19 protein-coding genes and 1 pseudogene are annotated in these 24,922 nt (G+C 49.9%); 10 read left to right on the top strand and 10 right to left on the bottom strand.

The genetic code is table 11. From position 1 onward, the window contains the following. Nucleotides 1-202: 202 nt before the first annotated feature. The 4 genes from OGY17_RS18375 to puuD all read right to left on the bottom strand — a co-directional run bounded on the left by OGY17_RS18375 (nt 203) and on the right by puuD (nt 4,459). Nucleotides 203-1,483 (bottom strand): NAD(P)/FAD-dependent oxidoreductase, encoded by a 1,281-nt coding sequence (locus tag OGY17_RS18375; RefSeq protein ID WP_048214853.1) that lies wholly within the window; start codon nt 1,481-1,483, stop codon nt 203-205. A 2-nt stretch (nt 1,484-1,485) separates the two neighbouring features. Beyond that, nucleotides 1,486-2,973 carry an aldehyde dehydrogenase PuuC gene (puuC, locus tag OGY17_RS18370; protein ID WP_103285713.1) on the bottom strand — a complete coding sequence of 496 codons (1,488 nt, stop codon included), beginning with the start codon at nt 2,971-2,973 and terminating at the stop codon, nt 1,486-1,488. 138 nt (nt 2,974-3,111) lie between these two features. Continuing rightward, nucleotides 3,112-3,669, bottom strand: coding sequence for an HTH-type transcriptional regulator PuuR (puuR, locus tag OGY17_RS18365; protein WP_003830877.1), 558 nt, complete (start codon nt 3,667-3,669; stop codon nt 3,112-3,114). Between the two features lie 25 nt (nt 3,670-3,694). Then, the gene (puuD, locus tag OGY17_RS18360; protein ID WP_003830878.1) at nt 3,695-4,459 is read right to left on the bottom strand and encodes a gamma-glutamyl-gamma-aminobutyrate hydrolase; all 765 of its coding nucleotides are present in this window, start codon (nt 4,457-4,459) and stop codon (nt 3,695-3,697) included. A gap of 212 nt (nt 4,460-4,671) precedes the next feature. On the opposite strand from puuD, the gene OGY17_RS18355 reads away from it, so the two are divergent. Continuing rightward, the gene (locus OGY17_RS18355) at nt 4,672-6,090 is read left to right on the top strand and encodes a glutamine synthetase family protein (protein WP_003830879.1); all 1,419 of its coding nucleotides are present in this window, start codon (nt 4,672-4,674) and stop codon (nt 6,088-6,090) included. A 343-nt stretch (nt 6,091-6,433) separates the two neighbouring features. Beyond that, nucleotides 6,434-7,822: an APC family permease gene (locus tag OGY17_RS18350; protein ID WP_103285712.1), complete on the top strand. Its 1,389-nt coding sequence runs from the start codon at nt 6,434-6,436 to the stop codon at nt 7,820-7,822. A gap of 185 nt (nt 7,823-8,007) precedes the next feature. Here OGY17_RS18350 and OGY17_RS18345 read toward each other — a convergent pair whose 3' ends face one another. Next, nucleotides 8,008-10,230: an EAL domain-containing protein gene (locus OGY17_RS18345; protein ID WP_286607984.1), complete on the bottom strand. Its 2,223-nt coding sequence runs from the start codon at nt 10,228-10,230 to the stop codon at nt 8,008-8,010. Between the two features lie 503 nt (nt 10,231-10,733). Beyond that, nucleotides 10,734-11,846 carry an agmatine deiminase family protein gene (locus OGY17_RS18340; protein WP_286607982.1) on the bottom strand — a complete coding sequence of 371 codons (1,113 nt, stop codon included), beginning with the start codon at nt 11,844-11,846 and terminating at the stop codon, nt 10,734-10,736. 403 nt (nt 11,847-12,249) lie between these two features. On the opposite strand from OGY17_RS18340, the gene OGY17_RS18335 reads away from it, so the two are divergent. Then, a complete protein-coding gene (locus OGY17_RS18335; protein WP_003830885.1) occupies nt 12,250-12,813 on the top strand; it encodes a DJ-1/PfpI family protein in 564 nt (187 codons plus the stop codon). Nucleotides 12,814-12,869: 56 nt separating this feature from the next. Here the strand turns inward: OGY17_RS18335 and OGY17_RS18330 are convergent, their stop codons facing one another. Both OGY17_RS18330 and OGY17_RS18325 read right to left on the bottom strand, forming a co-directional pair. Further along, nucleotides 12,870-13,616, bottom strand: a complete 747-nt coding sequence (locus OGY17_RS18330; RefSeq protein ID WP_103015321.1) for an SAM-dependent methyltransferase — start codon at nt 13,614-13,616, stop codon at nt 12,870-12,872. A 10-nt stretch (nt 13,617-13,626) separates the two neighbouring features. Then, entirely contained in the window at nt 13,627-13,884 is a 258-nt protein-coding gene (locus OGY17_RS18325) for a YjhX family toxin (RefSeq protein ID WP_003021255.1), read from the bottom strand. 1,320 nt (nt 13,885-15,204) lie between these two features. Between OGY17_RS18325 and pepT the strand changes: the two genes are divergently transcribed. The 4 genes from pepT to OGY17_RS18305 all read left to right on the top strand — a co-directional run bounded on the left by pepT (nt 15,205) and on the right by OGY17_RS18305 (nt 19,106). Further along, entirely contained in the window at nt 15,205-16,461 is a 1,257-nt protein-coding gene (pepT, locus tag OGY17_RS18320; protein WP_071444615.1) for a peptidase T, read from the top strand. Further along, nucleotides 16,458-17,819 (top strand): C4-dicarboxylate transporter DcuC, encoded by a 1,362-nt coding sequence (gene dcuC, locus OGY17_RS18315; protein ID WP_057069055.1) that lies wholly within the window; start codon nt 16,458-16,460, stop codon nt 17,817-17,819. The genes pepT and dcuC overlap by 4 nt, the downstream gene beginning before the upstream one ends. 322 nt (nt 17,820-18,141) lie before the next feature. Beyond that, nucleotides 18,142-18,771 carry a DUF2913 family protein gene (locus OGY17_RS18310; RefSeq protein ID WP_286607979.1) on the top strand — a complete coding sequence of 210 codons (630 nt, stop codon included), beginning with the start codon at nt 18,142-18,144 and terminating at the stop codon, nt 18,769-18,771. A gap of 98 nt (nt 18,772-18,869) precedes the next feature. After that, nucleotides 18,870-19,106 (top strand): hypothetical protein, encoded by a 237-nt coding sequence (locus OGY17_RS18305; RefSeq protein WP_020996594.1) that lies wholly within the window; start codon nt 18,870-18,872, stop codon nt 19,104-19,106. 101 nt (nt 19,107-19,207) lie between these two features. On the opposite strand, the gene OGY17_RS18300 is transcribed toward OGY17_RS18305, so the two are convergent. Beyond that, a complete protein-coding gene (locus OGY17_RS18300) occupies nt 19,208-19,837 on the bottom strand; it encodes a LysE family translocator (RefSeq protein WP_286607977.1) in 630 nt (209 codons plus the stop codon). Nucleotides 19,838-19,946: 109 nt separating this feature from the next. Between OGY17_RS18300 and OGY17_RS18295 the strand changes: the two genes are divergently transcribed. The 3 genes from OGY17_RS18295 to foxA all read left to right on the top strand — a co-directional run bounded on the left by OGY17_RS18295 (nt 19,947) and on the right by foxA (nt 24,190). Beyond that, complete coding sequence (locus OGY17_RS18295) at nt 19,947-20,852, top strand: LysR substrate-binding domain-containing protein (RefSeq protein WP_048236016.1); 906 nt, start codon at nt 19,947-19,949, stop codon at nt 20,850-20,852. Nucleotides 20,853-20,976: 124 nt separating this feature from the next. Next, nucleotides 20,977-21,960 carry a helix-turn-helix transcriptional regulator gene (locus OGY17_RS18290; protein WP_071444609.1) on the top strand — a complete coding sequence of 328 codons (984 nt, stop codon included), beginning with the start codon at nt 20,977-20,979 and terminating at the stop codon, nt 21,958-21,960. Nucleotides 21,961-22,081: 121 nt separating this feature from the next. Beyond that, nucleotides 22,082-24,190: a ferrioxamine B receptor FoxA gene (foxA, locus tag OGY17_RS18285; RefSeq protein ID WP_100247269.1), complete on the top strand. Its 2,109-nt coding sequence runs from the start codon at nt 22,082-22,084 to the stop codon at nt 24,188-24,190. A 511-nt stretch (nt 24,191-24,701) separates the two neighbouring features. Here foxA and OGY17_RS18280 read toward each other — a convergent pair. Further along, nucleotides 24,702-24,922 (bottom strand): annotated as a pseudogene (locus tag OGY17_RS18280) (IS110 family transposase); the annotation flags it as partial.

Genomic DNA, 24,922 nt, shown 5'->3' with positions numbered 1-24,922 from the left:
CGTTTCTTCCCCCGTTGAGTTCTGGCGCATGCCGCCAGCGATATCTAAAAAAGCGTATCCGATCGGAAGGGAGAAACAATGCAAAGAGTGTGGTTATGTCCTATTGCGATATTTTCGTACCTGTTATCTGTTTTTCGCTTTTCAGGAATAAAAAAACGCACAGGGGGGATCGCCCTGTGCGTCGGGTTTATCGCGGAAGAACTTAAACCCCAAGGCGATCGCGTAAGCTGTAATATGCCGCCCCCATGGCGGTAAACGGAATGCGCAGGCTGCGGCCTCCCGGGAACGGGTAGTGCGGCAGTTTGGCAAACGCGTCAAAGCGCTCGGCATCCCCACGCAGCAGTTCGGAAATCAGGCGTCCTGCCAGGTGAGTACAGGTCACGCCGTGGCCGCTGTAGCCCTGCATATAGTAAATGTTGGTATCAAGACGGCCGAACTGCGGCATGCGAGACAGCGTTAACAGGAAATTACCGGTCCAGCGGTAATCAATTTTTACCCCCTGCAATTGCGGGAAGGTCTTCAGCAGTTTCGGCATCACCAGACGCTCAATATCGTCAGGATCGCGAGCGCCGTAGACTACGCCACCGCCGTACAGCAGGCGGTTATCGCCGGTCAGACGGTAGTAATCGAGCAGGTAGTTACAATCTTCCACGCAGTAGTTTTTCGGGATCAGCGAGCGCGCCATCTCCGCCGACAGCGGTTCGGTGGTTAACACCTGCGTGCCACACGGCATGCTGCTTTTTGCCAGCGCAGGTTCCAGTTTGTCACCGAGATAGGCGTTGCCCGCGACGATCACAAAGCGGGCCGTCACCTGGCCTTTTTCAGTGCTGACCACCGCCGGGCTGGTGTGCTGAATACGGGTGACTGGCGACTGTTCAAAGACGCGTCCGCCGTTCAGACGAATGGCGTTAGCTTCGCCAATCGCCAGGTTCAGCGGGTGAATATGACCACCGCTGTGGTCGAGCAGCGCGCCGACATAACGATCGCTGCTGACTTCGCGACGAATTTCACTGCTGTCTAACAGTTCAAGCTGCGTGTTGCCGTAGCGTTCCCAGTTCGACTTCTGCTCTTCCAGCGTTTCCATCTGTTTGTGGTTCAGCGCTACAAACAGCCCGCCGGGACGATAGTCGCATTCGATCTGATAACGCTTGATGCGTTCGCGGATGATATTGCCGCCTTCAAACATCATTCCACCGAGCATTTTAGCGGCATCCGGGCCATAGGTACGTTCGATGACGTCGATATCGCGACTGTAGGAGTTCACCAACTGACCGCCGTTACGTCCGCTGGCCCCGAAACCAATACGCGCGGATTCCAGTAGCACCACGTCGTAACCCATTTCCGCTAAATGCAGGGCGGAGGAGAGTCCGGTATAACCACCGCCCACGACGCAAACATCACAGCTAACCGATTCGCTAAGGGTCGGAAACGGTTCGTACTGATTGGCGCTTGCGGCGTAATAACTGCTGGTATGTTCAGTCATGATTAAGACTCCAGGGAGATCCAGATGGTTTTCAGTTCGCTAAATTTTTCCAGCGCATGCAGGGATTTATCGCGTCCGTTACCGCTTTGCTTATAACCGCCGAACGGCACGGTCATATCACCGTCGTTGTAGTTATTCACGAAGACTGAGCCGGCTTTCAGGCGACGGCTCATACGGTGGGCGCGCGACAAATCGCGGGTCCAGACCGCGGCGCCGAGGCCGTAGTCACTGTCGTTAGCCAGCGCCAGAGCTTCGGCTTCGCTGCTAAAACGGGTGATGACCAGTACCGGGCCGAAGATTTCATCGCGGCTGACGTGGGCCTGCGGTGCGGTATCGACAAAAATAGTCGGGCCGATAGCGGCCGGATGTACGTGGCTGCGGCCATCCAGCGCCAGCGTGCCTTGCGCTTCACCGTCGCGAATAAAACCGTGCACGGTGTCGGCATGCGCATTGTCGATAAGCGTGCCCATCGTGGTTTCCGGATCCAACGGGTTGCCGGGCTGCCAGTTTTTCGCCTGTTCTTTCAGCAGGGCGATGAACTCGTCGGCAATGCTCTCTTCCAGCAGCAGACGCGTACCGGCGATACAAACCTGGCCCTGGTTATAGAAGATACCTGCCGCTGCATTAGCGGCGGCTTTCGGCAGATCCGGGCAGTCGGCAAACACGATATTGGCGCTTTTACCTCCGGCCTCCAGCCAGACGCGTTTCATGTTGCTGTCGCCAGCGTCTTTGAGCAGTTGCTTGCCGGTACGGGTCGAGCCGGTAAAGGTGATCACATCAACATCCGGATGTTGTGACAACGCCTGACCCGCTTCGTGACCATACCCGCTAACAACGCTGAGAACGCCATCGGGCAAACCTGCTTTTTTAGCCAGCGCAGCCAGGCGAATGGCGGTCAGCGGTGATTTTTCGGAAGGCTTGAGGATCACGCTGTTACCCGCAGCCAGTGCCGGGCCGAGTTTCCAGCAGGCCAGCAGCAGAGGAAAATTCCACGGTACAATGGCGGCAATCACGCCTACCGGTTCGCGCACAATCAGTGCCAGATCGTTCACCGAGGTGGTGGCAACTTCGCCATAGACTTTATCTATAGCTTCGGCATACCAGCGGATGGCGCGTGCCGCGCCGGGAATATCATCACGCAGGCTATGGCGAATCGGTTTACCGGTATCGAGCGTTTCCAGTAGCGCCAGCTCCTCGTGATGCTGCTCCATTAAATCGGCGAGTTTGTGCAGTACCGCTTTGCGCTCTGCGGGTGATGCTTGCGACCAGTCTCCGCGTTCAAAGACGGTACGGGCTGCGGTGACCGCGCGGTCCACATCCGCTTTTTTACCGCGGGCGACTTTAGCCAGAGGACGTTGTCCTGCCGGATCCAGCGTAATAAAGGTTTCGTTATCAGCGGCGGCACAATATTCGCCGTTAATAAATAAACGGGTCTCTGGTGAATAATGGCTGGCTTTCTCACGCCAATATTTAAGATTCTGAAAGTTCATAGCTACTCCTTTTATATCAATAAGATAAAGTTCGTTGCTGATCTTTTTCAGGCAAAATCAGGCTGCACGATGCCCCAGGGATGTACCCTGTTAATGCGCGTTATTTAAGAAGGCCTGAGAAACTCAGGCCGCTACTTATTAGAAAGTGGTGGGAGTGTGGGCACTGATGATGCGGCAGATCCCTGCCGAGGTGTTGCTGAAGCTGTGTGGTATGCCGGTGTTAATGGCATAGCTTTGCCCTGCAACAAGAGGATACGTTTGACCGTTGATGGTCAGTATCACTTCACCTTCCAGTATTGTGCCAATCTCTTCACCCTGATGTTTAATTCTCTCCCCGGTTGTCGTGCCTGGCTGATAGGTTTCAAACATCATTGCCAGCGTACGATTCGGATTTCCGTTGTGTACCAGCTTCATGGATACTCCCTGACTCCCGATCTCAATCAAATCATCCTGATTGATAACCACCTGCGGTTCGTCAGGCTTTTCCGGTTCCGCGAAGAACTCGGAGAGCGACAGCCCATATACTTTCAATAGCTTTTGCAGCGTACTGATGGCAGGACTGACTTTATCCTGCTCTATGGTGCTGATGGCGCTATGCGTTAACCCAGACAGTTCGGCGGCACGACGCTGCGAAAGACCCAATTGCTGGCGGATCTCTGACAAACGTTTACCCGGCGCCAGGCCGTCATCGCTCATAATTGCATTTCCTTAACTGTAGTGGTCAGAGTCGCTGTTTTTCAGCGAGGTGGTTCTGACAAGCGGTGATAAAACCTTCAAGTAACAAACGCGACAGGGCGTATTCGCTACTGTTCCATTCCGGGTGCCACTGCACGCCGAGCGCGAAAGGATGGTCATGGACGCTGGCAGCTTCCACTAATCCATCCTGCGAGCGTGCTTCCACGCGCAGCTGCGGGCCAAGGGTTTTTGCGCCCTGACCATGCAAGGAGTTGACCCAAAACGTGCTGCAACCTGGTATTAACTGAGATAGCAATCCTCCCTGTTGAACCTGGACTTCATGAGATGGTGCATATTGCTGCTCCACCGGGAGTTCCGCATCTTCACGATGTTCCAGGAACTGTGGATGATCGCACAGGCGACGATACAGAGTCCCGCCAGTGGCGACAACTAATTCCTGTAAGCCCCGGCAGATGGCGAAAATGGGAATGCGCCTTTCGAGCCCGGCGGTAATTAGCGCCATGCTCAGAAGATCACGCCCGGGATCGGCGTCAGACTCATCGCCATTTTCACCATAGAGGTGCGGCTGCACATTGCTTGGGCTTCCTGGCAGGAAGATACCGTCCAGTTTCGGTAACAGCGCGTTCAACAATTCGGGTTCCGCAAGCGCATGGGGAAGCGCTATCGGTAATCCACCGGCATTTAATACCGCATTCAGGTACTTTTCTTGCAGAGTCTGGGTCTGGTGACCCTTAAGCCTGTTCCTACACATCACTACACCAATAACTGGCTTGTCAAATATATTGCCCATGATCGACCTCACGTTTTGGAATAAATTATTGCCAAACGGTTCCTTGTTGTGCCATTCCGTTCATTATTTTCTCAATCTAGCAGCGTAATAACCTTCTAGCAAACTTAATTTAACATTTGACAAACAATTTGTTTGCATCCAGAGTCGAAGGGTGGACATTATATTTAACAGTCAAATCACAGAACAGCTTACCAGGCCAACGGCGGTGAATCATGGAAACCAATATCGTAGAAGTTGAGAATTTTGTTCAGCATTCTGAAGAGAGACGAAGTAGCGCGTTTGCGCGCGAAGTTAAGCAGTATCTGGAACGCTATCCTAATACGCAGTATGTGGATGTGTTGTTAACCGACCTTAATGGCTGTTTTCGCGGTAAACGCCTTCCCGTTGCGGGATTGCATAAGTTAGAGAAAGGCTGCTATTTCCCGGCATCCGTTTTCGCGATGGATATTCTGGGCAATGTGGTCGAAGAGGCGGGATTAGGCCAGGAGCTTGGCGAACCGGATCGGACCTGTGTACCCGTGGCAGGTACGTTAACCCCTTCGGCTGCCGATCCGGAATTTATTGCGCAGATGATGCTGACGATGCTGGATGAAGATGGCGCTCCCTTTGACGTTGAGCCGCGGAACGTACTAAACCGACTCTGGCAGAAACTTCGCCAGCGCGGTCTGTTCCCCGTCGTAGCGGTAGAGCTGGAGTTCTATTTACTCGATCGTAAGCGTGACCCCGAAGGTTATCTGCAGCCGCCATGCGCGCCGGGAACGGACGATCGAAATACCCAAAGTCAGGTTTATTCGGTTGATAACCTGAACCACTTTGCTGATGTGCTGAACGATATCGATGAACTGGCCCGTTTGCAGCTGATCCCGGCCGACGGCGCGGTGGCTGAAGCCTCCCCAGGGCAGTTTGAAATCAACCTCTACCATACCGACAACGTGCTCGACGCCTGCGATGACGCGCTGGCGCTGAAACGTCTGGTACGGCTGGTGGCGGAGAAACATAAGATGCATGCCACGTTTATGGCAAAACCTTATGAGGAGCATGCCGGTAGCGGGATGCATATCCACATCAGCGTCATGAATAACAAAGGTGAGAACGTGCTGGCTGATGCGAATGGCGATGATTCCGCGTTATTAAAGCGTGCGCTCGCTGGGATGATTGATCTGATGCCCGCATCAATGGCGCTTCTGGCGCCGAATGTGAACTCCTATCGCCGCTTCCAGCCGGGGATGTATGTTCCGACCCAGGCGTCCTGGGGGCACAACAATCGTACGGTAGCGCTGCGGATTCCCTGCGGCGACCGTGATAACCATCGGGTTGAATATCGCGTAGCGGGGGCTGATGCCAACCCGTATCTGGTGATGTCGACCATTCTGGCGGGGATCCTTCACGGTCTGGATAACGAACTGCCGTTACAAGAAGAAGTTGAGGGTAACGGTCTGGAGCAGGAAGGGCTGCCGTTCCCGATTCGCCAGAGCGATGCGCTGTGGGAGTTTATGCAAAATGACAGTCTGCGTGAACTATTGGGTGAGCGGTTTAGCCATGTGTATCACGCCTGTAAAAACGATGAGCTTATCCAGTTTGAACGTCTGATTACCGACACTGAAATTGAGTGGATGCTGAAAAACGCCTGACCGTTGTACAGGTCATTGAAAAAGAAGTCGCATCATGCGGGCTGAGCGGAGCCAGCCCGTAAAAATTGCAGGAATACCTGCCATTTCCCGGATGTCGCGTAATGGAGCGCGGGCGACAACGGGTCTTCAGATAACCGACAGAGTTTGTGACGAGGAAATGTGATGATGCCAATGTTTAAAAACCCGCCCCGCGTGAGTATTCATGGCTCCCGCAGTAAATACGGACCGCATCTGCGCCGTACCACATTGACGCCTTTTTTATGCCATTCCTCCCCGACACGACCCAGGTCTGCTGTACCCACGTTTCGAACGCAGATCTGGACTCGTAGCGGGGAGGAAAACTATGTCGACTAACTCTTCTGTTGATCATTCTGCCCAGCCGAGCAAAGCACAGCTGCGTAAATCCCTCAAGCTGTGGCAGGTGGTGGTGATGGGGCTTGCCTATCTCACCCCGATGACGGTGTTTGACACCTTTGGCATTGTTTCGGGTATCAGCAATGGCCATGTTCCGGCCTCCTACCTGCTGGCCCTGGCGGGAGTACTGTTTACCGCCATCAGTTATGGAAAGCTGGTGCGCCAGTTTCCACAGGCCGGTTCGGCCTATACCTATGCGCAAAAAGCGATCAACCCGCATGTCGGGTTTATGGTCGGCTGGTCGTCACTGCTTGACTACCTTTTCCTGCCGATGATTAACGTACTATTGGCGAAAATTTACCTTTCCGCGCTGTTCCCGGGGGTTGCGCCATGGATTTGGGTGGTGATGTTCGTCGCGATCCTCACCGCGGCCAATCTGAAAAGCGTTAATCTGGTAGCCAACTTCAATGCGCTGTTTGTACTGGTGCAGGTGGCGATAATCGTGGTGTTCATTTTCCTCGTGGTGCAGGGGCTGCACAAAGGGGAAGGGGTTGGGACCGTCTGGTCGCTGCAACCGTTTATCAGCCAGAATGCGCATTTGATCCCGATTATCACCGGGGCGACCATTGTCTGCTTCTCGTTTCTCGGCTTTGACGCGGTGACGACTCTATCTGAAGAGACGCCGGATGCTGCGCGCACCATCCCGAAAGCTATTTTTCTTACCGCGCTGTACGGTGGGCTGATCTTCATTGCCGCCTCGTTCTTTATGCAACTGTTCTTCCCGGACATTAGCCGATTCAAAGACCCGGATGCGGCGCTACCGGAGATTGCGCTGTACGTCGGCGGCAAGCTGTTCCAGTCTATTTTCCTGTGTACCACCTTTGTGAATACGCTGGCTTCAGGTCTGGCGTCGCATGCCAGCGTTTCGCGTCTGCTGTACGTGATGGGCCGCGATAACGTCTTCCCGGAGAAGTACTTTGGTTATGTCCATCCCAAATGGCGTACTCCCGCGCTGAACGTCATCATGGTCGGGATTGTGGCGCTGTCGGCCCTGTTTTTTGACCTGGTGACTGCCACGGCGTTGATTAACTTTGGTGCGCTGGTGGCCTTTACGTTCGTCAATTTGTCGGTGTTTAACCACTTCTGGCGTCGTGAAGGACGCAAGCATACCTGGCAGGAGAAGCTGCACTATCTGGTATTGCCAATGGTCGGTGCCGCCACGGTTGCCGTACTGTGGGTGAATCTTGAGGTGACATCGCTGACGCTGGGTCTGGTATGGGCCGGCGTTGGGCTGGTGTATCTTGCCTGGCTGACCGGACGTTTTCGCAAACCGCCGCCGCAGTTTGACGCCGCGAAATCTGAGCGCGCCTGGGAGTGATGGAAGCTGAATTGGCCGTAGCATTCGGCTGAGTTGAGTTAAAAATGAAACACGGTATGTCGCGGCAAACGGCCGCGGCATACCTGCTTTAATTAATATACCGCTTGTTTTAGGGAATAAAAAACCGGCACGGGAGCCGGTAAGTAAAACAATGTAGGAATATAATTATTATTATAATTACTGAATTATAATTCAGCCAACTCAATAGGAACGGGTTTCCCTATATGGTATCCCTGTAACCAACCAATACCCATCGTAATTAGCATCTTTTCAATTTCCTCATTTTCAACAAACTCAGCGACTACTTCCATGTTTTTGAGTTTTGCTACTTCGCAGAAGGATCTGACGGCGCATCGACTAAATTCATCGGTCAATATATTACGGATGAAGGAACCATCAATTTTCAGAATATCTGCGTCTAACGTTCGTAGTCGTGAATAGCTTGATGCTCCTGTGCCAAAATCATCAATAGCAATTTTAGAACCGGCTTTACGTAGCGATCTCAGAACATCAGTGACATTAGCGTTGTCAATAATATCTGATTCAATGACTTCAAATATTATACGTTCAGGTGCTATTGAGTATTTTCTAAACAATGTAAAAACATTATCAAGAAAATCAATTTTATTAAGCGAGTCAGGCGTCAGATTAATGGAGAAGTGACTATTAGGGTCAGATTTCTGCCGTGACTGTATAAAACGAAATGATTGCTCTATAACAGTGATATCCAGCGCAGGAAGTAATCCTGCCTCGCGAGCAACCGGTAGGATGGTGTCTGGAAAGATTAACTTACCATCAACCATTTTTATCCGAATAAGTATCTCGTGATAACGTGTCAGTCCCGTGGTTGAAACGATCGGCTGAACAACCAGCATCGTTGATACGATGGGTTGAGCCATAAGCTCAAACGACTTTCTGTCAATTGCCTTTTGCAACATATGACGAATGACAGCCTGGCTGACAATTTTATCACCTGGCACTTGCGGGCTGAGTAACAACGGTTGCCCCTGCATTAACGAGATATAGCTTTGGGTATTAAGGTGCTTAATTGCTTGAGATAAATTTTTAATCAGGTTTTTCTCGGTGGTATATGCCATACCACAAGATAGCCCTAATTGGTAGTCCTTCCAGATAAAACGAAAAGAGTTTAGGTCTTTGTAGAGATCAGGAATGTCAGGGACAGCATTAAGGCGAAGAATTATTCCATGACCTGGTGCGTAATAAATGTCACCTGTACCCTTAATCAATTTACGTACATATGCACTTAGCGCTTTTACAAATTCAAAACGGAATTCTATTCCGTGAGTTTGCTCCAGCGTATTCAACTCTGTACAACGGATGTAACACAAGCACTCTGTTGCGTGTTTACGGATGTCCATTTGCAGGGCCTGAAAGTTAGGCAGTCCGGTGTTAGGCTCTGATCTAAAAAGTTGTTTGAGGCGGCGGAGATATTTTCGGTTATGAACCACAAGTACACCGGTAACAACAATCGTAATAGAAAAGACAAACACTATCGTGGAGGAAATCACGAGGCTATGTAAATAATTATTATAGTTAGCAGGTGGAATATAACTGTTTATATAATATCCCAACAGGATAAGCATTGTTACCCATACAGGGGATATCAAAGCATGGCCAATACAGATCACTCCCCATAGCATTACTGGAAGTAACCACAGTAATGAATAGTCTGTAAATATAAGAATATCTTCTCTGATGACGATCAAAGCGGACATAATGCAGAGTAACAGCACCAGCCATAATACTTGATACAGAATAGGAGGGCCGGATTTTATCAGCGCCTTTACTTGTCTAATGTATAGAATGCACCATGCAGGATTTTGAACGCTTCTAAGCAACAGATAACAAAAAGGGATGCCAGTCAGGCAAGAGTTCATCAGCCACTGTAAGTTAATTAATGTTTGTAGTGTAAAAAGGTTTGCGATCGGTGCAGAGGCTGTGTTCGACTGGAACCAGTGATCAATCGAGATGAATAGTAAGGCGTTGCAACACACGAGCCAGACAATACGCAGGGTTGTAAGCTGGCTACGACCAAAGCTAACCGCGCCTCGTTTGCCTGTCGAGAAAAAGTAGAGTGTCTGGCTAATGAGAGCAGCCAGTAGCTGAGCCGTTAGTGTGAATACCGAAGATAAAGAGTAAGAGTAAAGCGCATACAAGAAAAAGGCAGCCAAAATTGGCAGCGCCTTTTGCCGGTATAAAACCAGCAGTGCAGAAATGAGAGGTAAAGTGAGATCGTAAAAATGCAGTGTTATACCCGCAACATCCTCTTGCTTACTGAGATGACCAGCGACCAGCTGTATTGCAAAAAACGCGATGCCAACACAAAAATAGTCTCTAAATGTATTAATGAAATTTATATTTTCCGTTTTTCTTAGCAATATCATCATTCGCAATTCTCAGTGAGTTATCACCGTTCTCGATTTAAGTTATCTACTTAAAACAGGTTAGATTTAGGGCTTAAAATGTGTATTATTGGATGTTTTCGCTAATTGAAAACTATTTTAAAATCTGTTATGTGAGTTTTTTAAATGTAACCCTCGATAATTTCATTGTGTTTCACAACGCAGGGAGAACAATCTTTGTGGCTGTACTGATAATAAAAGTTGCGTCAGAAGTCATTATTTAAGACAGAATATACGATCGATAATAACGATCAATATAAATCTTTTGATAGATTTTATCGATAGGTTTAGCAGATCATAAATACCATGAAAGATCGATGAAAGCTATTAAAGTGTTATCTTTTAATGGTGTTTATTTCATAAATGTTAATTAGGTGCTTTGTTTATTAAAATTTAACCTACGGAGGCATCTTTCTAAGGGAATCATTTTTTTATTGCCAGGAAAGTGAGTTTCCCCACCTTCCCACAACACACTCAATTGTTAATCATTAACGAGGCTGCTGCTGTGTCGCGCAGTGAATACCGCCGCCACCGGCAGCGATACCGTCGATATTCAACTGAATAATTTCACGATCGGCAAACAGCTCCTGCAAAATAGTATGGGTATTACGATCGGTGCGCTTATCGCCAAATTGCGGTGCAATGACGGCATCATTACACAGATAAAAATTGATATATCCCGCGGCGAAATCATCGCTCGCATAAGTCTGTCGGATGGTAGAAGGTCCTTCCAGCGTGACTACCTCCAACCGTCGGCCTTTGGCATCCGTGGCGGCCCGTAATATGTCCAGATGACGTCGGGTGATCGCGTAATCAAAGGATGACGGATCCTGCTCAAGACCCGCCACCACCGTACCCGGATGCGTGAATCGGGCGTAAAAATCTGTATGGCCGTCGGTAATATCCTTGCCGGCAATACCCGGCAACCAGATGATTTTCTCCAGACCTAGCAGTCGCTTAAGTTCTTCTCCGCATTCGGCTTTGCTGACGCCAGGATTACGGTTGGAGTTAAGCACGCAGCTCTCGGTGATGATTGCTGTACCTTCACCATCTACCTCAATACCGCCACCTTCCAGAGTCAGCACCGAGCGGATAAACTCAGCATGAACGTAATCAGTAACAAATTCAGCCACATCGGCATCTCGTTCGTGCTCTTGCTTATTCCCCCAGCCATTGAAATTAAATCCCACACCGCCGAGCGTACCGCTGGCGCTTTTCACAAACACCGGCCCGGTGTCGCGGATCCACAGATCGTCTATTGGGTGAACCAGAAGATTGACTGACGGCCCGCACAGACGCGCGGCGAGCTCGCTGTCTTCTTCGCGTACTAACATATTCACGGGTTCAAATGCGGCGATGGTTTTGGCAACTAACGCCAGGTTTTCCTGCACCACCGGTAGCAGATGAGGCTCCCAGATCTCCGCACTGGCACCAAACGCCATCCAGGTTGCCGCATGCGGTGCGCCTTCATCAGGCATTTGCCAGCGGCGGTTCTCTGTCGCGCGGGCAAATTGGCTAAAGCTGAAGCCCGTCATACCAGCGAGTAGCATACTCGTTGAAGTCACCAGGCCTTGTCTGACGAATGAACGTCTTGTCATCATAGGATTAACCTTTGCGTATTTTTACCTGATATCAGGTGAATGAAATAATAATAGATAATAAATATTCTGCGTATTTTAAATATTGAATAATAAATAAAGTGATCGCGGGTAAATTTCACGCGAAATATAGCACAGGAGATATGCGTTGCAATCTCTTAGTTTTATATAATGAGTGAAATTGGCTACTATTAAAATTTCTCAACTATATATTTATATATAATTTATATTTATCAGCATGAACATATGTCACGCCGTTGGCTATGAGCCCCCGTCTGACGGGCCTTGCCGTGGATTGTGATCTGGCCGATTGTTCTGTTGTATTTATTAATGCCATGAACCGTGTGGACTATAGTAAAGATGGCCGTTATTTCTCATCATTAATAACCGTGAGTGGGGGATGTGAATGAAGAAGATACTGATGCTGGTCGGAGATTATGTCGAAGATTATGAAACGATGGTGCCTTTTCAGGCTTTGCAAATGCTTGGGCATCGTGTGGATGCCGTCTGTCCGGATAAAAGTCAGGGTGACTACGTTCAAACCGCCATTCACGATTTTGATGGGGCGCAGACATACAGTGAAAAGCCGGGGCATCGTTTTACGTTAAATGCGAATTTTGCCGAGGCGCGGGCCGCCGATTACGACGCACTGTTGATCCCCGGCGGGCGTGCTCCAGAATATCTTCGACTGAATCCGGATGTCATTAAGCTGGTGCAAGATTTCAACACTGCCGGTAAGCCTATCGCCGCAGTTTGTCATGGGCCCCAACTGTTAGCGGCGGCGGGGGTGTTAGAAAACCGGACCTGTAGCGCTTACCCGGCCTGTGCGCCCGAGGTTCGTCTGAGCGGTGGACATTATGCCGATATTGGCATTGATCAGGCCCACGTTGATGGCAATCTGGTGACGGCACCAGCATGGCCCGCGCATCCGCAATGGTTAGCTAAATTTGTTGAAGTATTAATGAAGTAAGCGATGATGCGATGAAAAAGTCGGTATAACCTGCCTGGCTATACCGACTGCATATATTATCTCTTCATGAGTGCGAATACGCCCCACCCGATATATTCCCGGGTGAATGCAACGTGGCGGACTGGTGAACTTCTCAGTTGCTCTCTGACTTCGGCGGCAAACTCATCGTCCGGATTTGCCTCCAACCACCGGCGCATCGTCAACCATTTTGCCGCCTCGTATCTGTCCCAACCTTCCTGGTCAGCCAGTACCATTTCAACCACGTCATAACCGAGCAGGTCGAAAGACGAAACAAGTTCTGGCAGAGAAAGAAAATCGGCTACTGAAGTCGCGCCGCAAGCCATAGCGATCTCCTCCGTTGCGGGCATCTGACGCCAGTACGGTTCGCCGATGAGCAGGATCCCGCCTGGTTTGAGACTTTGTTCCAGCTGTTTGACCGTTCCGGCAACGCCGCCAGCAATCCAGGTTGCACCAACGCAGGCGGCAATATCGAATTTTTCTTCGGCGATATAACCTGTTGCATCGGCATGAATAAAACGCACGTGCTCAGTGACGCCCAATTCACTTGCCCGCAGGGTGGCTTGTTCACTGAATAACTGGCTCATATCGATACCAACGCCGGAAATTCCATGATCGCGTGCCCAGGTGCACAACATCTCGCCCGAGCCGCTGCCGAGATCCAGGATGCGGGTTCCTGGTGCCATCCGTAAAACCTGACCTAACGTCGCATATTTTTGCGCGGTGAATGGATTATGAATGCGATGTGCGCTTTCGCTGATCGTAAAAATCTTCGGGATATCCATCTCTCTCTCCTTAGCGATTATCCAGTTGGGCGCGAACGTTGTTCAGCCCGGTGGTATTGATGCGGTAGGGCTGACCATTAACGGATTTGATCAGCTTTTTCGTTCTGAGTTTTTTGAATACGTCGAGCGTGCAGTCGCAGAGCAGTAACCCTTCGCGGCTATAGCATTCGACGGAAGTGACACGACCAGATGCATCGCGGACGTGAGCAATACGGCCACCTTTGGCGAGAACGTGTAAGGTACGTTGTTCCTGACGGGATAAATTCATACTGGAAAACCTGTTTAATCATCATGTGCAAAACGTGCAAACACACAGCGGTGTCCGCATTCGATTTCGGCGCATTGATAACCAGTCCGGCCTGAAAAGGTCGGTAAGCTGATTATCTGATGATTACATTCTCCAGCATCAAAGCCTCGGGTTGGGTTGATAGGTATTTACCTGCTGAATCATACCAGCCTGGGCGAGTAGGGGAATGGTTCTGTCGGGAAAATGTGATCTATGACGAAAAATTGCGTTTAGCTTATTTTATAATTTTTTAACTCTCGTTAGCTGAGCGGTGTATGGATATATTAAATTTATTGAATATTCAGACATCGTCAGTAGCGGTATTGGCCGTAATGATGTGTTGTGAGTCCCACTTGCGTCATACTATAGATTAGTGATATTTAATTTTTCCCTATCCTAATTTTGTTTTATTTGATAAACATGTCTTTATTATAAAAAGGATTTTTAATGGTGTTTTCTTTTAATTATTTTTAGGAATTTTCTTAACGTTGTGAAGTGTGTATACTCAATCCAGCAAGAAGCTCTTCTGTTATCATCAAAACTATAAAAATGTCCTTAACACCCGTATTACCTCTGCCCTGAATCTCTTCTCAGGGGAGAGGTTTTTTTTGCCTGTGTATAATTTTGACAATCGTCATAAATAGATAATTTAATATTATTGTTCTTGTTGTCTTGCATTAGTGATGACGACAGGTTTTGTGCTGTGAACCATACGGTAATGTTGAAATAGTATCGCTATGAATCTATTTCATGATGAATAGTGTAATTTCATCTTTATTTATAGGGGTATTATATAGTTTTTCTTATAACTGTCTGTTTTTAAGCGTTATGTTAATTCTCGCTTTTGAAGTAATTGTGATTTTGTTCACGGATTTTAGTGCGTTAAGTGGCTATTTGTAGAGAGGTGCAAACGGTTGCATGTTGCTGTTACAGCATTTGTTCATTAAAAAAATATAGCGATGGTATGTCTTGTGTCGGTATCGGGGGCAAGAATCTAAATGATTTTTATTATCCCTTAGACATACAAATGCCGTTTATGACTTCTGTTAGCTTAACACCATGGAAAATGTAGTAAAAACAGACAGGGAATATGATTTTATCAATCAAAAGGAGTTTTTAATCACTGGTATAATTACTGGCCTTTTTTATCTTCCTTTATATAAATCGTTGTCGTAACACCCATAAAATCAGCGTTCTGGGATGAGCGCTGATTTTATTTTGTTCTCAGATTATTCAACCCACGCTGTATGCAGGTCTTCTCTTGCAGTACCTCGTAAATGATACATTAAAGGATCTCCTGGAATGGATATTGTTGAACGCTTTATTAACTACACGAAAATCAATACCACGACCTCAAGGGAAAATGGTGCTAATGGGATAATGCCTTCTTCACCTGGTCAAATGGAACTGGCAAAACTACTTGCAGTAGAACTTGAAGCATTAGGAATGGAAAACATTGAGGTCAGGGATACTGCTATTGTGACCGCGACCTTACCTGGAAATACCGATGACACCATCCCTGTCGTTTCCTTTTTTGGTCATCTGGATACCAGCGCAGAACAGACCGCGGACACAAATGCGCAACGTCTTCACTACAGCGGTGGGGATTTGTGTCTGAACCAGGAGCTGAATATTTATCTGCGTGAAAGCGAATTCCCGGAACTGAAAAATTATATCGGTGATGACCTGCTGGTGACGGATGGTACCAGTCTGCTAGGGGCTGATGATAAAGCCGCCATCGCCGCGATTATGAATGCCCTGGAGTACCTTGTAGCGCATCCGGAGATTAAGCATGGGCCGGTGAAGGTCGGTTTTGTTCCTGATGAAGAGCAGGGATTACGGGGAGCAAAAGCGTTTGATGTTGCGGCGTTTGGCGCTGATTTTGGCTATACCCTGGACTGCTGCGGCATTGGAGAGTTTGTCTATGAGAACTGGAACGCGGGTGATGCGGAAATCATCTTTACCGGCCAGTCCGCGCACCCTATGTCGGCCAAAGGTAAGCTGAAGAACTCTCTGCTGATGGCGCATAAGTTTATTGCGATGCTGCCCGGAGGAGAGGCGCCTGAGTATACGGAAGGACGCGAAGGGTATTACTGGGTAAAACAGCTTCAGGGTAACAGCGCCCGTACGGTACTTAAGCTGGATATCCGGGATTTTACCGAAGAAGGGTATAAGGCGCGTATGGCATATATCCGTCAGCTTGCCGTCAGCACCTGCGCGCTGTGGGGAGAAAACAGCGTGGTCTGCCATTTAACCGATCGCTATGCCAATGTGTTCAATAGTTTGCAGGGCGATGCACACTACCCGATTGATATTGCGTTACGCGCGTATCAGAAGTGTGGCATTACCCCGCAACCTGTCGCCATGCGTGGTGGGTATGATGGCGCAGTGCTATCGCAGAAAGGACTGCCTTGCCCGAATATTTTTACCGGTGCCCATAACTTTCATTCAATTTATGAATATCTACCGGTGCGTTCACTGCGAGCCGCCAGCGATGTGGTGGTAGCGGTCATTGAGGAAACCTTTGCTGAGTTCGCGCAGAGGAGAGCTCAGTCATGATTCAGGTGTTAATTGCCCTACTGGTTATCGTGGTGGTCGCGCGTCTGATACTGAAAGGTTATCGCGCTGAACCCGTGCTGTTCATTGCGGGCCTGGTGTTGATGATTTGTACGGCGTTAACCGGATGGGGTTCTGTATTACCGAAGGGCGTTGCCAGTACGGGGATTTCATTTCTCGATCCTTTCGAGGTGATGCGCGATCTCTTTAGTACGCGTGCTGCCGATCTCGGCCTGATGATTATGGCGCTCATGGGATTTGCGCATTACATGGATCATATCGGGGCAAATGAAGCGGTTGTGCGGGTCGTGACGAAACCTTTGCGCGCGCTGCGTTCGCCCTATGTGCTTCTATTTTTCTCCTATCTGCTCGCCAGCCTCCTGCAGTTGGCCATCCCATCCGCTACCGGGCTTGCCGTGTTGCTGATGGGGACGATGTTCCCCATTATGCTGGGGTTAGGGCTTTCTGCGGCCTCGGCTGCTGGGGTTATTGCCACCTCGCTTGGTGTGGCGTATACCCCGACGGCCATCGATGCTATCAGGGGATCTAAAGCGGTCAATATGGATGTGGTGGAATACGTTGTTTACCACCAGGGACCCGCAGCGCTGGCAACCGTGCTGGTCGTCGGCATCTGCCATTTCTTCTGGCAGCGGCATTGCGACCGTAAAGCGGGGACGCTTCCACGGGAAATCGGTAGCGCTGAGGTGACTGATTCAGGAAAAGCCCCGGCTTTTTATGCGCTTCTCCCGATGCTTCCGATATTGATGGCGGTGGGATCATCGGAAATGTTCGTCAGTGGTATTAACCTGAATATTATCACCATTGTGCTCATTTCGATGGCTGTCTGCATGTTGATTGAGTGGCTGCGGGTGCGTGATTTAAAGTCAGTATGCGAAGGATTCAGCCATTTCCTTAAAGGCATGGGCACTGCCTTTACCGGGGTGGTTGGGTTACTGGTTGCGGCAGGTGTTTTTGCTCACGGGATTAAAGTTATTGGTGCCATTGATCAATTAATCCTGATGGCGGAGCACGTGGGATTACCTCCATTTGCTATGGCGGTGGTGTTTGCGCTGGTGACGCTGGCGGCAGCAATTATTATGGGATCGGGTAATGCGCCATTCCTTGCTTTCGTTGAGCTGATCCCGCAAATCGCGGCAAGTATGGGCGCTAACGCTGTTGCCATGATCCTGCCGATGCAGCAGGCATCACATATGGGGCGGGCAATTTCACCGGTTTCCGGCGTGGTGATTGCCGTTTCCAGTGGGGCGAAAATAACGCCATTTGATGTGGTTAAACGTACCGCCGTACCGTTGATTGTGGGCTTTGTAACGCATACCCTGATCATCGGTATTTTCTATTAACTTCGTCTGTAATAAGCAAACTTCCGGCTTGCTGAATGCCCGGTAGTTTGCTTTTTCTGTTTACCGGCCTCATCACAGAAGGTGATATTGATTACTGGTGATTATTATTAACCTTTATCTTTATCGCATTATTCTTATTAGTCATTGTTGAGCCACCCCTGATTAATGATTAATAAGTATGATGTATTATATTTGCACGTTTATTACATAGGGATAAGTTAATCTGGATCATATTTTGGCGATTTTAGTTGTAGTAATTTTTTAATAGAGTAATACAAGAATGACGTGGAATAACAATGATGATTTATTTGGGCAGGTTTAAGTGGTAAGGGATTCTGGAAGAGTTAGTACGCTACGACATCATTATCAGGATGATCTGGAAGCCTTTACCTGGAGTGCGTTAGTCGCAATTGGTATTGCAATAAAGGATCATAAAATCTACTCTAAAATGTCAGAGCATCTATTCATTATGCATTGGCTGGCTATTGCAAAAAAAAGAAAAATCTTTTCGAAGAGCATTGTCAGTGAGCTTCAGTGGTTAATTGATGAGGGGAAGAAAAAAAGCCTCAATGCACAACTTAAATTTAAAATAGAATATTTGTACGCCACATCGAGCGGTGATGTGACAATGCAAAACGACTATTTTAAATTTACTCACACGATTGAAGTGTTGAGAAATAATGGATGGGAGAGCTTTCTGCTCACTCCGGAGAAGTGGCAAGGCCTTCATGAAAGTATGAAGGTCAGAAAAGGTGACTTTATTTTTATGGATGACACCCGGCTTCAGGAGTGCTTTGGCGTGCAGGGCGAGATAGTCAAACCTTTCTGTATTCGAGTGTACGGCGATATTGAGTTTGCAAAGTTAACGTTCATCAAACATAACCTGCCGGTTGAATTTGTGAAACATATTTCGAATGAGTTTTATTACTTCAATTTTCTTTCTGTTAAGTAATGCTTAACAGATATGGGGGACAAATTTCTGTTTGTTCAAAGAGTGTATTGATCTACCTGTGAAATTATCGGACATATACCACGCGCAAAGGACAGCGAATGTTTACTCGAAAGTTAGTGATTACAACCGAATGGATAAGGTTGTCGGATACGCCAGACAATGTGTCCATTTCTTTTCGGGGCGTTCTTGAGATCGGTGAAAGCACGGTTGTGCCAGATGGCAACACGCCTCTACTTCGCTTAGAAAATGAAATGGCACCTGTCGCCGTTGATGCATTGTCATGGGTGAGGGTGCCAGTTGAACGCCAGGAAAATGTTATCGTCTATATTTTCTGAATCCTGGTTTATAAATCCATTAATAATATTAATGTCGATTTGTTCTTATTTTATTCCTCCCGGTGCAAGATGAGATGTCTGGCTGAACAATTCGTTGGGGATCACATCGCGGGTGAGAGCATTTGTAGCGCGTGTACATTATAAATAATGCCAAACACCGCCACCGCGAGCAGAAACAGGGAGGAGATAAAAACGCTGCGTCTGGCAAACCGCTCTGGCATCCAGCGTTTGAAAACCATGATGTAAAAAGACAACACCGTAACATCAAAAATAACCCACACCAGCGTTAGCGTCAGAATGCTGGTGGTGAAATCTTGCGTAATAGCAATGAACTGGGGAAAAAATGCTACGAAAAACAAAATGTCCTTTGGGTTAGCGACACCTGTCAGAAATCCATGGATAAGCCCGCTGTTATTGCGTTTTGGCGCACACAGTCCGGAGTTTGAGTCCCTGGCCCGCAGGCCGTTAATCGCCATCACACCGATATACAACGATCCCACAAGACCCAGTACGCCAAGCCATATCGCAGAGATTGAAACCACGCCAGCTAGCATCAGTGCAGCCAGAGCAATCAATACTAAAGAAGCGCCGTTAGTGCCAATCAGCGTGAGAAAGGCCCGGCGATAGCCGTGCTGCGACGCGGTGGTGGTAATCAGCGCCACGACAGGACCCGGAGTTAACAGCAGGGTTACTACGCTGAGGCTATAGGCAGCCAGTAAAGTGAAATTCATACCTGATTATCCTGATGATATTTTCCATCAGTATTCCGCCTGCGTGGCGCATTGAAAAACGAATAAAACTGCGCTCTACTGTGAGTAAAACTCAATATAGAAGCTGAGAATGACGCTACCTCCGTTGTATGCCCTGAGGGCTTTTGAAGCCGCAGCCCGTCTGGGATCGTTCAGTAAAGCCGCTATTCAACTTAACGTGACGCCGGGCGCGGTAAGCCGTCATATTCGCACGCTGGAGGCATGGTTTGGTTGTGAGCTATTTGTCCGCAGCGGCCCGCGTATCGAGATAACGCCTTCTGGCCAAGGGCTGGCGCAGCAGTTGACGGCTGGGTTTCAGAGTCTGGAACACGCGTGTCATGCCTTTCGCAGCAGCAGTCATGAGCTACGGCTGAAAGCGCCGTCTACGTTGACGATGCGCTGGCTTCTGGACGTGCTGCGTCATTTCCGTGAAGCGCATCCGACCCCGGTTGTCGAAATTTCCAGCGTCTGGATGGATACCGATTCGGTATCCTTCGGTCGTGAACCGTATGACTGTGCGATCCTGTTAGGGAATGGCCATTTTGGTGACGATACCGACAGCCGGTTGCTGTTTCAGGAGTGGCTTATCCCGGTGTGCTCACCCGCACTGCTGGTGCAGGCGCAGCGCGATCTTTCTGCCTGTGAACTGATTCATCCCTCAGCGGATCGCCGTGACTGGCGTCGGTGGCTGCAACGCACCGGGAAGTTTCCGGCGTTGAATCTTGCGCGAGGCAAAGTGTTCGACACCCTGGAGCAGGGCAGTCTTGCCGCGATGAGCGGTCATGGCGTGTCCGTTGCCGACCTGCTGTTAAGCCTGGCGGCCATTCAGGCAGGGATGTTGGCGTTACCGTTTAAAGATGCGGTAGCGACTGGCGAGGGCTATTACCTTGTCTGGCCAAAGACTTCAACACGGCTTAGAAATATTGAGCTGCTGTATCGCTGGTTAAAAGAGGCTGCGCCGTGTGTCTCCTCGGCAGATCTAAACTGGCTGGATTAAGCTGTTTATTCTGCTAATCACCCATATTGATAATGGTTCTCATTATTATTGTCGTATTGCGCAGGTAATGGTAATGTTGCTTCAGTTATAAACCGTTAATCCCATTTTCTGCGCAGAAGACAGCATGAACAATACCACCGCCCTGAATGCCTCCGGACGCGTCGCTCGCACTTTCTCCGTCAGCGAGTTTATGGATTTTGGTGAGCGCTACGGGATCGATTACCGCTTTCCCCAGCTGGCACAAAGGCCGGATTTACCGTCTGGCAGCCCTGTTCTGCAAGGTGAAATTGAGGAGATGACTCTCCCATGTGGGATGTGCGTGACGCACTCCGACGTACAGGTATTGCAACCCTACGAAACAACCTCTCGTCACGACAGCCCTTTGTATATGCTGGTGGTACTGGAAGGCTGCGTGATCCTGACGCTTAACGGACAGGAGCACGTGGTGCGCTCCGGCATGGCGTTTAGCTCACGCCTGAGTGAGCACCAGACGATGCGTGCCCGTCATCATGCTGATTGTAAACTGCGGACATTATCGCTCGGTTTGTATCCCGACGGCGCGTGTCGCACGGGGTTGCTCGAATCGTTGATGCGTGAGTGGGAAAGATGCCAGACGCCGACGCTTATCTGGCAGGTGCCGGGTTTTTTACTCAGCGGACTGCAGTACGCGCAGCAGAGTACGATTAGCCATGTTTCTCGTCAGCTGATGCTGGAAGGGCTGATATTACAACTGTTTGGTCATGGCCTCAGCGTGTGTCAGGTCGAGAGCGGTAAACGTCTTGCGGCGAGCGGTGAGCAGCAGCGGCTGGAGGTCGTTCGCCGACTGCTGGAGCAGAGTCCCGAAAATGACTACACCCTTAATGAACTGGCCCAACGCGCAGCGATGAGTCCCAGCAGCCTGCGCAGTAAGTTTCGCGCAGCCTATGGCTGTTCGGTATTCGACTACCTGCGCGATTGCCGTCTGGAACGTGCACGCGGCTATCTACTGGAAGGATATAGCGTACAGCAGGCGGCCTGGATGTCGGGTTATCAGCACGCCACCAACTTTTCTACCGCTTTTCGCCGCCGTTACGGCTTTTCACCCGGTGATTTGCTCAAACTTTGCTAATCCATATTTGCGTTTTACGCACGTGATTTCCTGACAATTTGGCACTGCGCATAGGCAACCTGGCATCCGGCATAGCTATCTCCGTCAGCAAAAAGGTAATAATTCTCACTTACAATTAGACATGCCTTTGGAGATATTCATGTTCGCGAAGACTCGCTTGGCGCTGCTGGTGGGATGGGTTACCGGCAGCGTGGCTTTTCCTCTGCTGGCGCAGGAAACAACAAAAAACGATACGGTGGTTGTCACCTCGCAGATGCAGAGCGGGGCCACGAAGCTTGCCACGCCGGATATTGAAACGCCTCAGTCGGTATCGATCGTTACCCGTGAACAGTTTGAAGAGCAGGGCGCAACCAGCGTGCGGCAGGCCGTCAGCTATACGCCGGGTGTGTACAGCAATCAGATTGGCGCCTCCAACCGCTTTGACTACATCGTGCTGCGTGGCTTTTCTGACGGTAGCCTGGATAACGTCTATCTTGATGGTCTGAAGATGATGGGCGACACCAACTCACACAGCTCGCTGGTGGTCGATCCGTGGTTCCTCGAAGATATCGAAGTCGTACGTGGCCCGGCTTCCGTACTGTATGGCCGTTCCTCCCCGGGTGGCATTGTGGCTCTGACCTCACGTAAGCCGTCGTTTGATGCGGGCGGTGAGGTGAAGCTGTTTGCCGGCAACAATAACCAGCGCGGCGCGGCGTTTGACGTCACCGGGGCACTGGATGATAACGATCGCGTGGCGGCGCGACTGAGCGGGATGACGCGTTACGCGGACTCGCAGTTTGGTCCATTGAAGGAAGAGCGTTACGCGCTGATGCCCAGCCTGACCTGGCGTATCACCGACCAGACGCGTCTGGATCTGATGGCCTATCTGCACCGCGACCCGGAAGGCGGTAGCCACTCCGGTCTGCCGTATGACGGCACCGTGGTTCCGCATTACGGGCAAAAGATCTCCAACACCTTTTACGAAGGCGAGGATGATTACGACAAATACGATCGCCGTGAAAACATGGTGGGCTACAACATTGAGCATATGTTTGATAGCGGTTGGTCGGTGCGGCAAAAGCTGCGCTATCTGCATACCGACGTTGAGCTGAATCAGGTGTATGCGGCGGGCTGGCTGAATGAAACCGAGCTTAATCGCGGTTACTCCGGCTCCGATGAAAAAATGTCGGCGATTACGCTGGATAACCAGCTCGACGGCAGCTTTGATACCTGGCAGGTAAACCACCGTCTGCTGGTGGGGATCGACTATCAGGATCGCAGCAACAATACTACCGGTTACTACGGCGCTTTCCCGCCGATTGACGCTTTTAACCCAGTGTACGGCGCGAAGCCTGATTACATCGACATGTATGCGCGTGAGAAACACAAGCTGCGCCAGACGGGTTACTATTTGCAGGATCAGATGTCATGGGATCGCTGGCGTATTACGCTCGGTGGTCGCTACGATCAGGTCAGCGTTTCTAACATTGATAAGATCAAGGATACTCGCAGCGATCTGGATAAAAACAACTTCAGTACCCGTGCCGCGCTGCTCTATTTATTCGATAACGGCTTTGCGCCGTACGTGAGTTATTCCACTGCCTTTACGCCAACCAGCTTTGCCGATGAGAACGGCAATCTGCTGGATCCGATGAAAGGCAAGCAGTGGGAAGCCGGGCTGAAATATGAGCCGGAAGGACTCAACAGCCAGTTCAGCGCATCGGTATTCCGTATCAATCAGACGAATATAGCCACCAAAGAAGAGCCGACCGATCCGTACCGCTCGATTGGGGAAATTGAATCTGAAGGGGTGGAGCTGGAGGCAATTAGCCAACTGACGGATAGCTTCCGTTTGCAGGCGGCGTATACCTATACCGACATTCGCTATAAGAAAAGCAGCCCGGAAGAACAGGGCAAGCGCGCAGTGTACGCCCCGCGTAACCAGGCCAGTACCTGGCTTAGCTACGATGTGAAAAGCGGTCCGCTGGACGGCCTGACGTTGGGTTCAGGCGTGCGCTACGTTAACGGTATTACCAGCGATCGCCTGAATACTCACACCCTGCCGTCCTACACACTGGTGGATATGGTGATTGGTTACGACTTAACGAATATCGGCATTAAAGGGTTGAGCGCGCAGTTGAACGTTAACAACCTGACCGACAAGCGCTACGTTGCAGCCTGTAACTCGCTCTCATACTGCTACTTCGGCGCCGAGCGCAGCATTGTCGGCAGTGTGTCCTGGAAATTCTGATGTTTTAGCCGGATGCGGCGCTGGCGCCTTATCCGGCCTACGGCAGCGTGCAAATCGTAGGCCTGATAAGCGCAGCGCATCAGGCTTTGTGATTGCGGCTATTTTGTAAAACCGTTCTGCAGACAAATCTGCGCGCTGGCGCCTTATCCGGCCTACGGCAGCGTGCAAATCGTAGGCCTGATAAGCGCAGCGCATCAGGCATAGTGGATTGAGGTTATTGTGTAAAACCGTTCTGCAGACAAATCTGCGTGCTGGCGCCTTATCCGGTCTACGGCAGCGTGTAAATCGTAGGCCTGATAAGCGCAGCGCATCAGGCATAGTGATTGCGGCTATTGTGTAAAACCGTTTTGCAGACAAATCTGCGCGCTGGCGCCTTATCCGGCCTACGGCAGCGTGCAAATCGTAGATACTGTTATCGCCTGCAAGCCTTTTCAGGTTCCGCGGTTACGGATAGCAGGCACGACCAGTCACAGCGCCGTCAGGCGCTGTTTTTTCCTGATTCATCTTCCCTTCAGGCTGTTATCACCCCATGTCTCGACGCATCGAACGGCTCACCTGATTTCAGTACACCGTAAGACACATGCGCCAGCTTGCGCATCATTGCGCCTATTATCACTTTCCCTTTTTTACCGTTTCCTGCCAGACGGTCGCGGAACGCCCGCCCCCATTCCGTTTTACTTATTGCCACCATCGCTGGCATGTACAGAGCCCTGCGCAGGGATACATGGCCGC

Origin of the sequence: Citrobacter sp. Cpo126, from assembly GCF_030332445.1 — a bacterium.
In the GTDB taxonomy this organism is placed as follows: Bacteria; Pseudomonadota; Gammaproteobacteria; order Enterobacterales; family Enterobacteriaceae; genus Citrobacter; species Citrobacter portucalensis.
The sequence above is the reverse complement of the archived record's forward strand: the minus strand, read 5'-3'. Positions and strand labels throughout refer to the sequence as shown.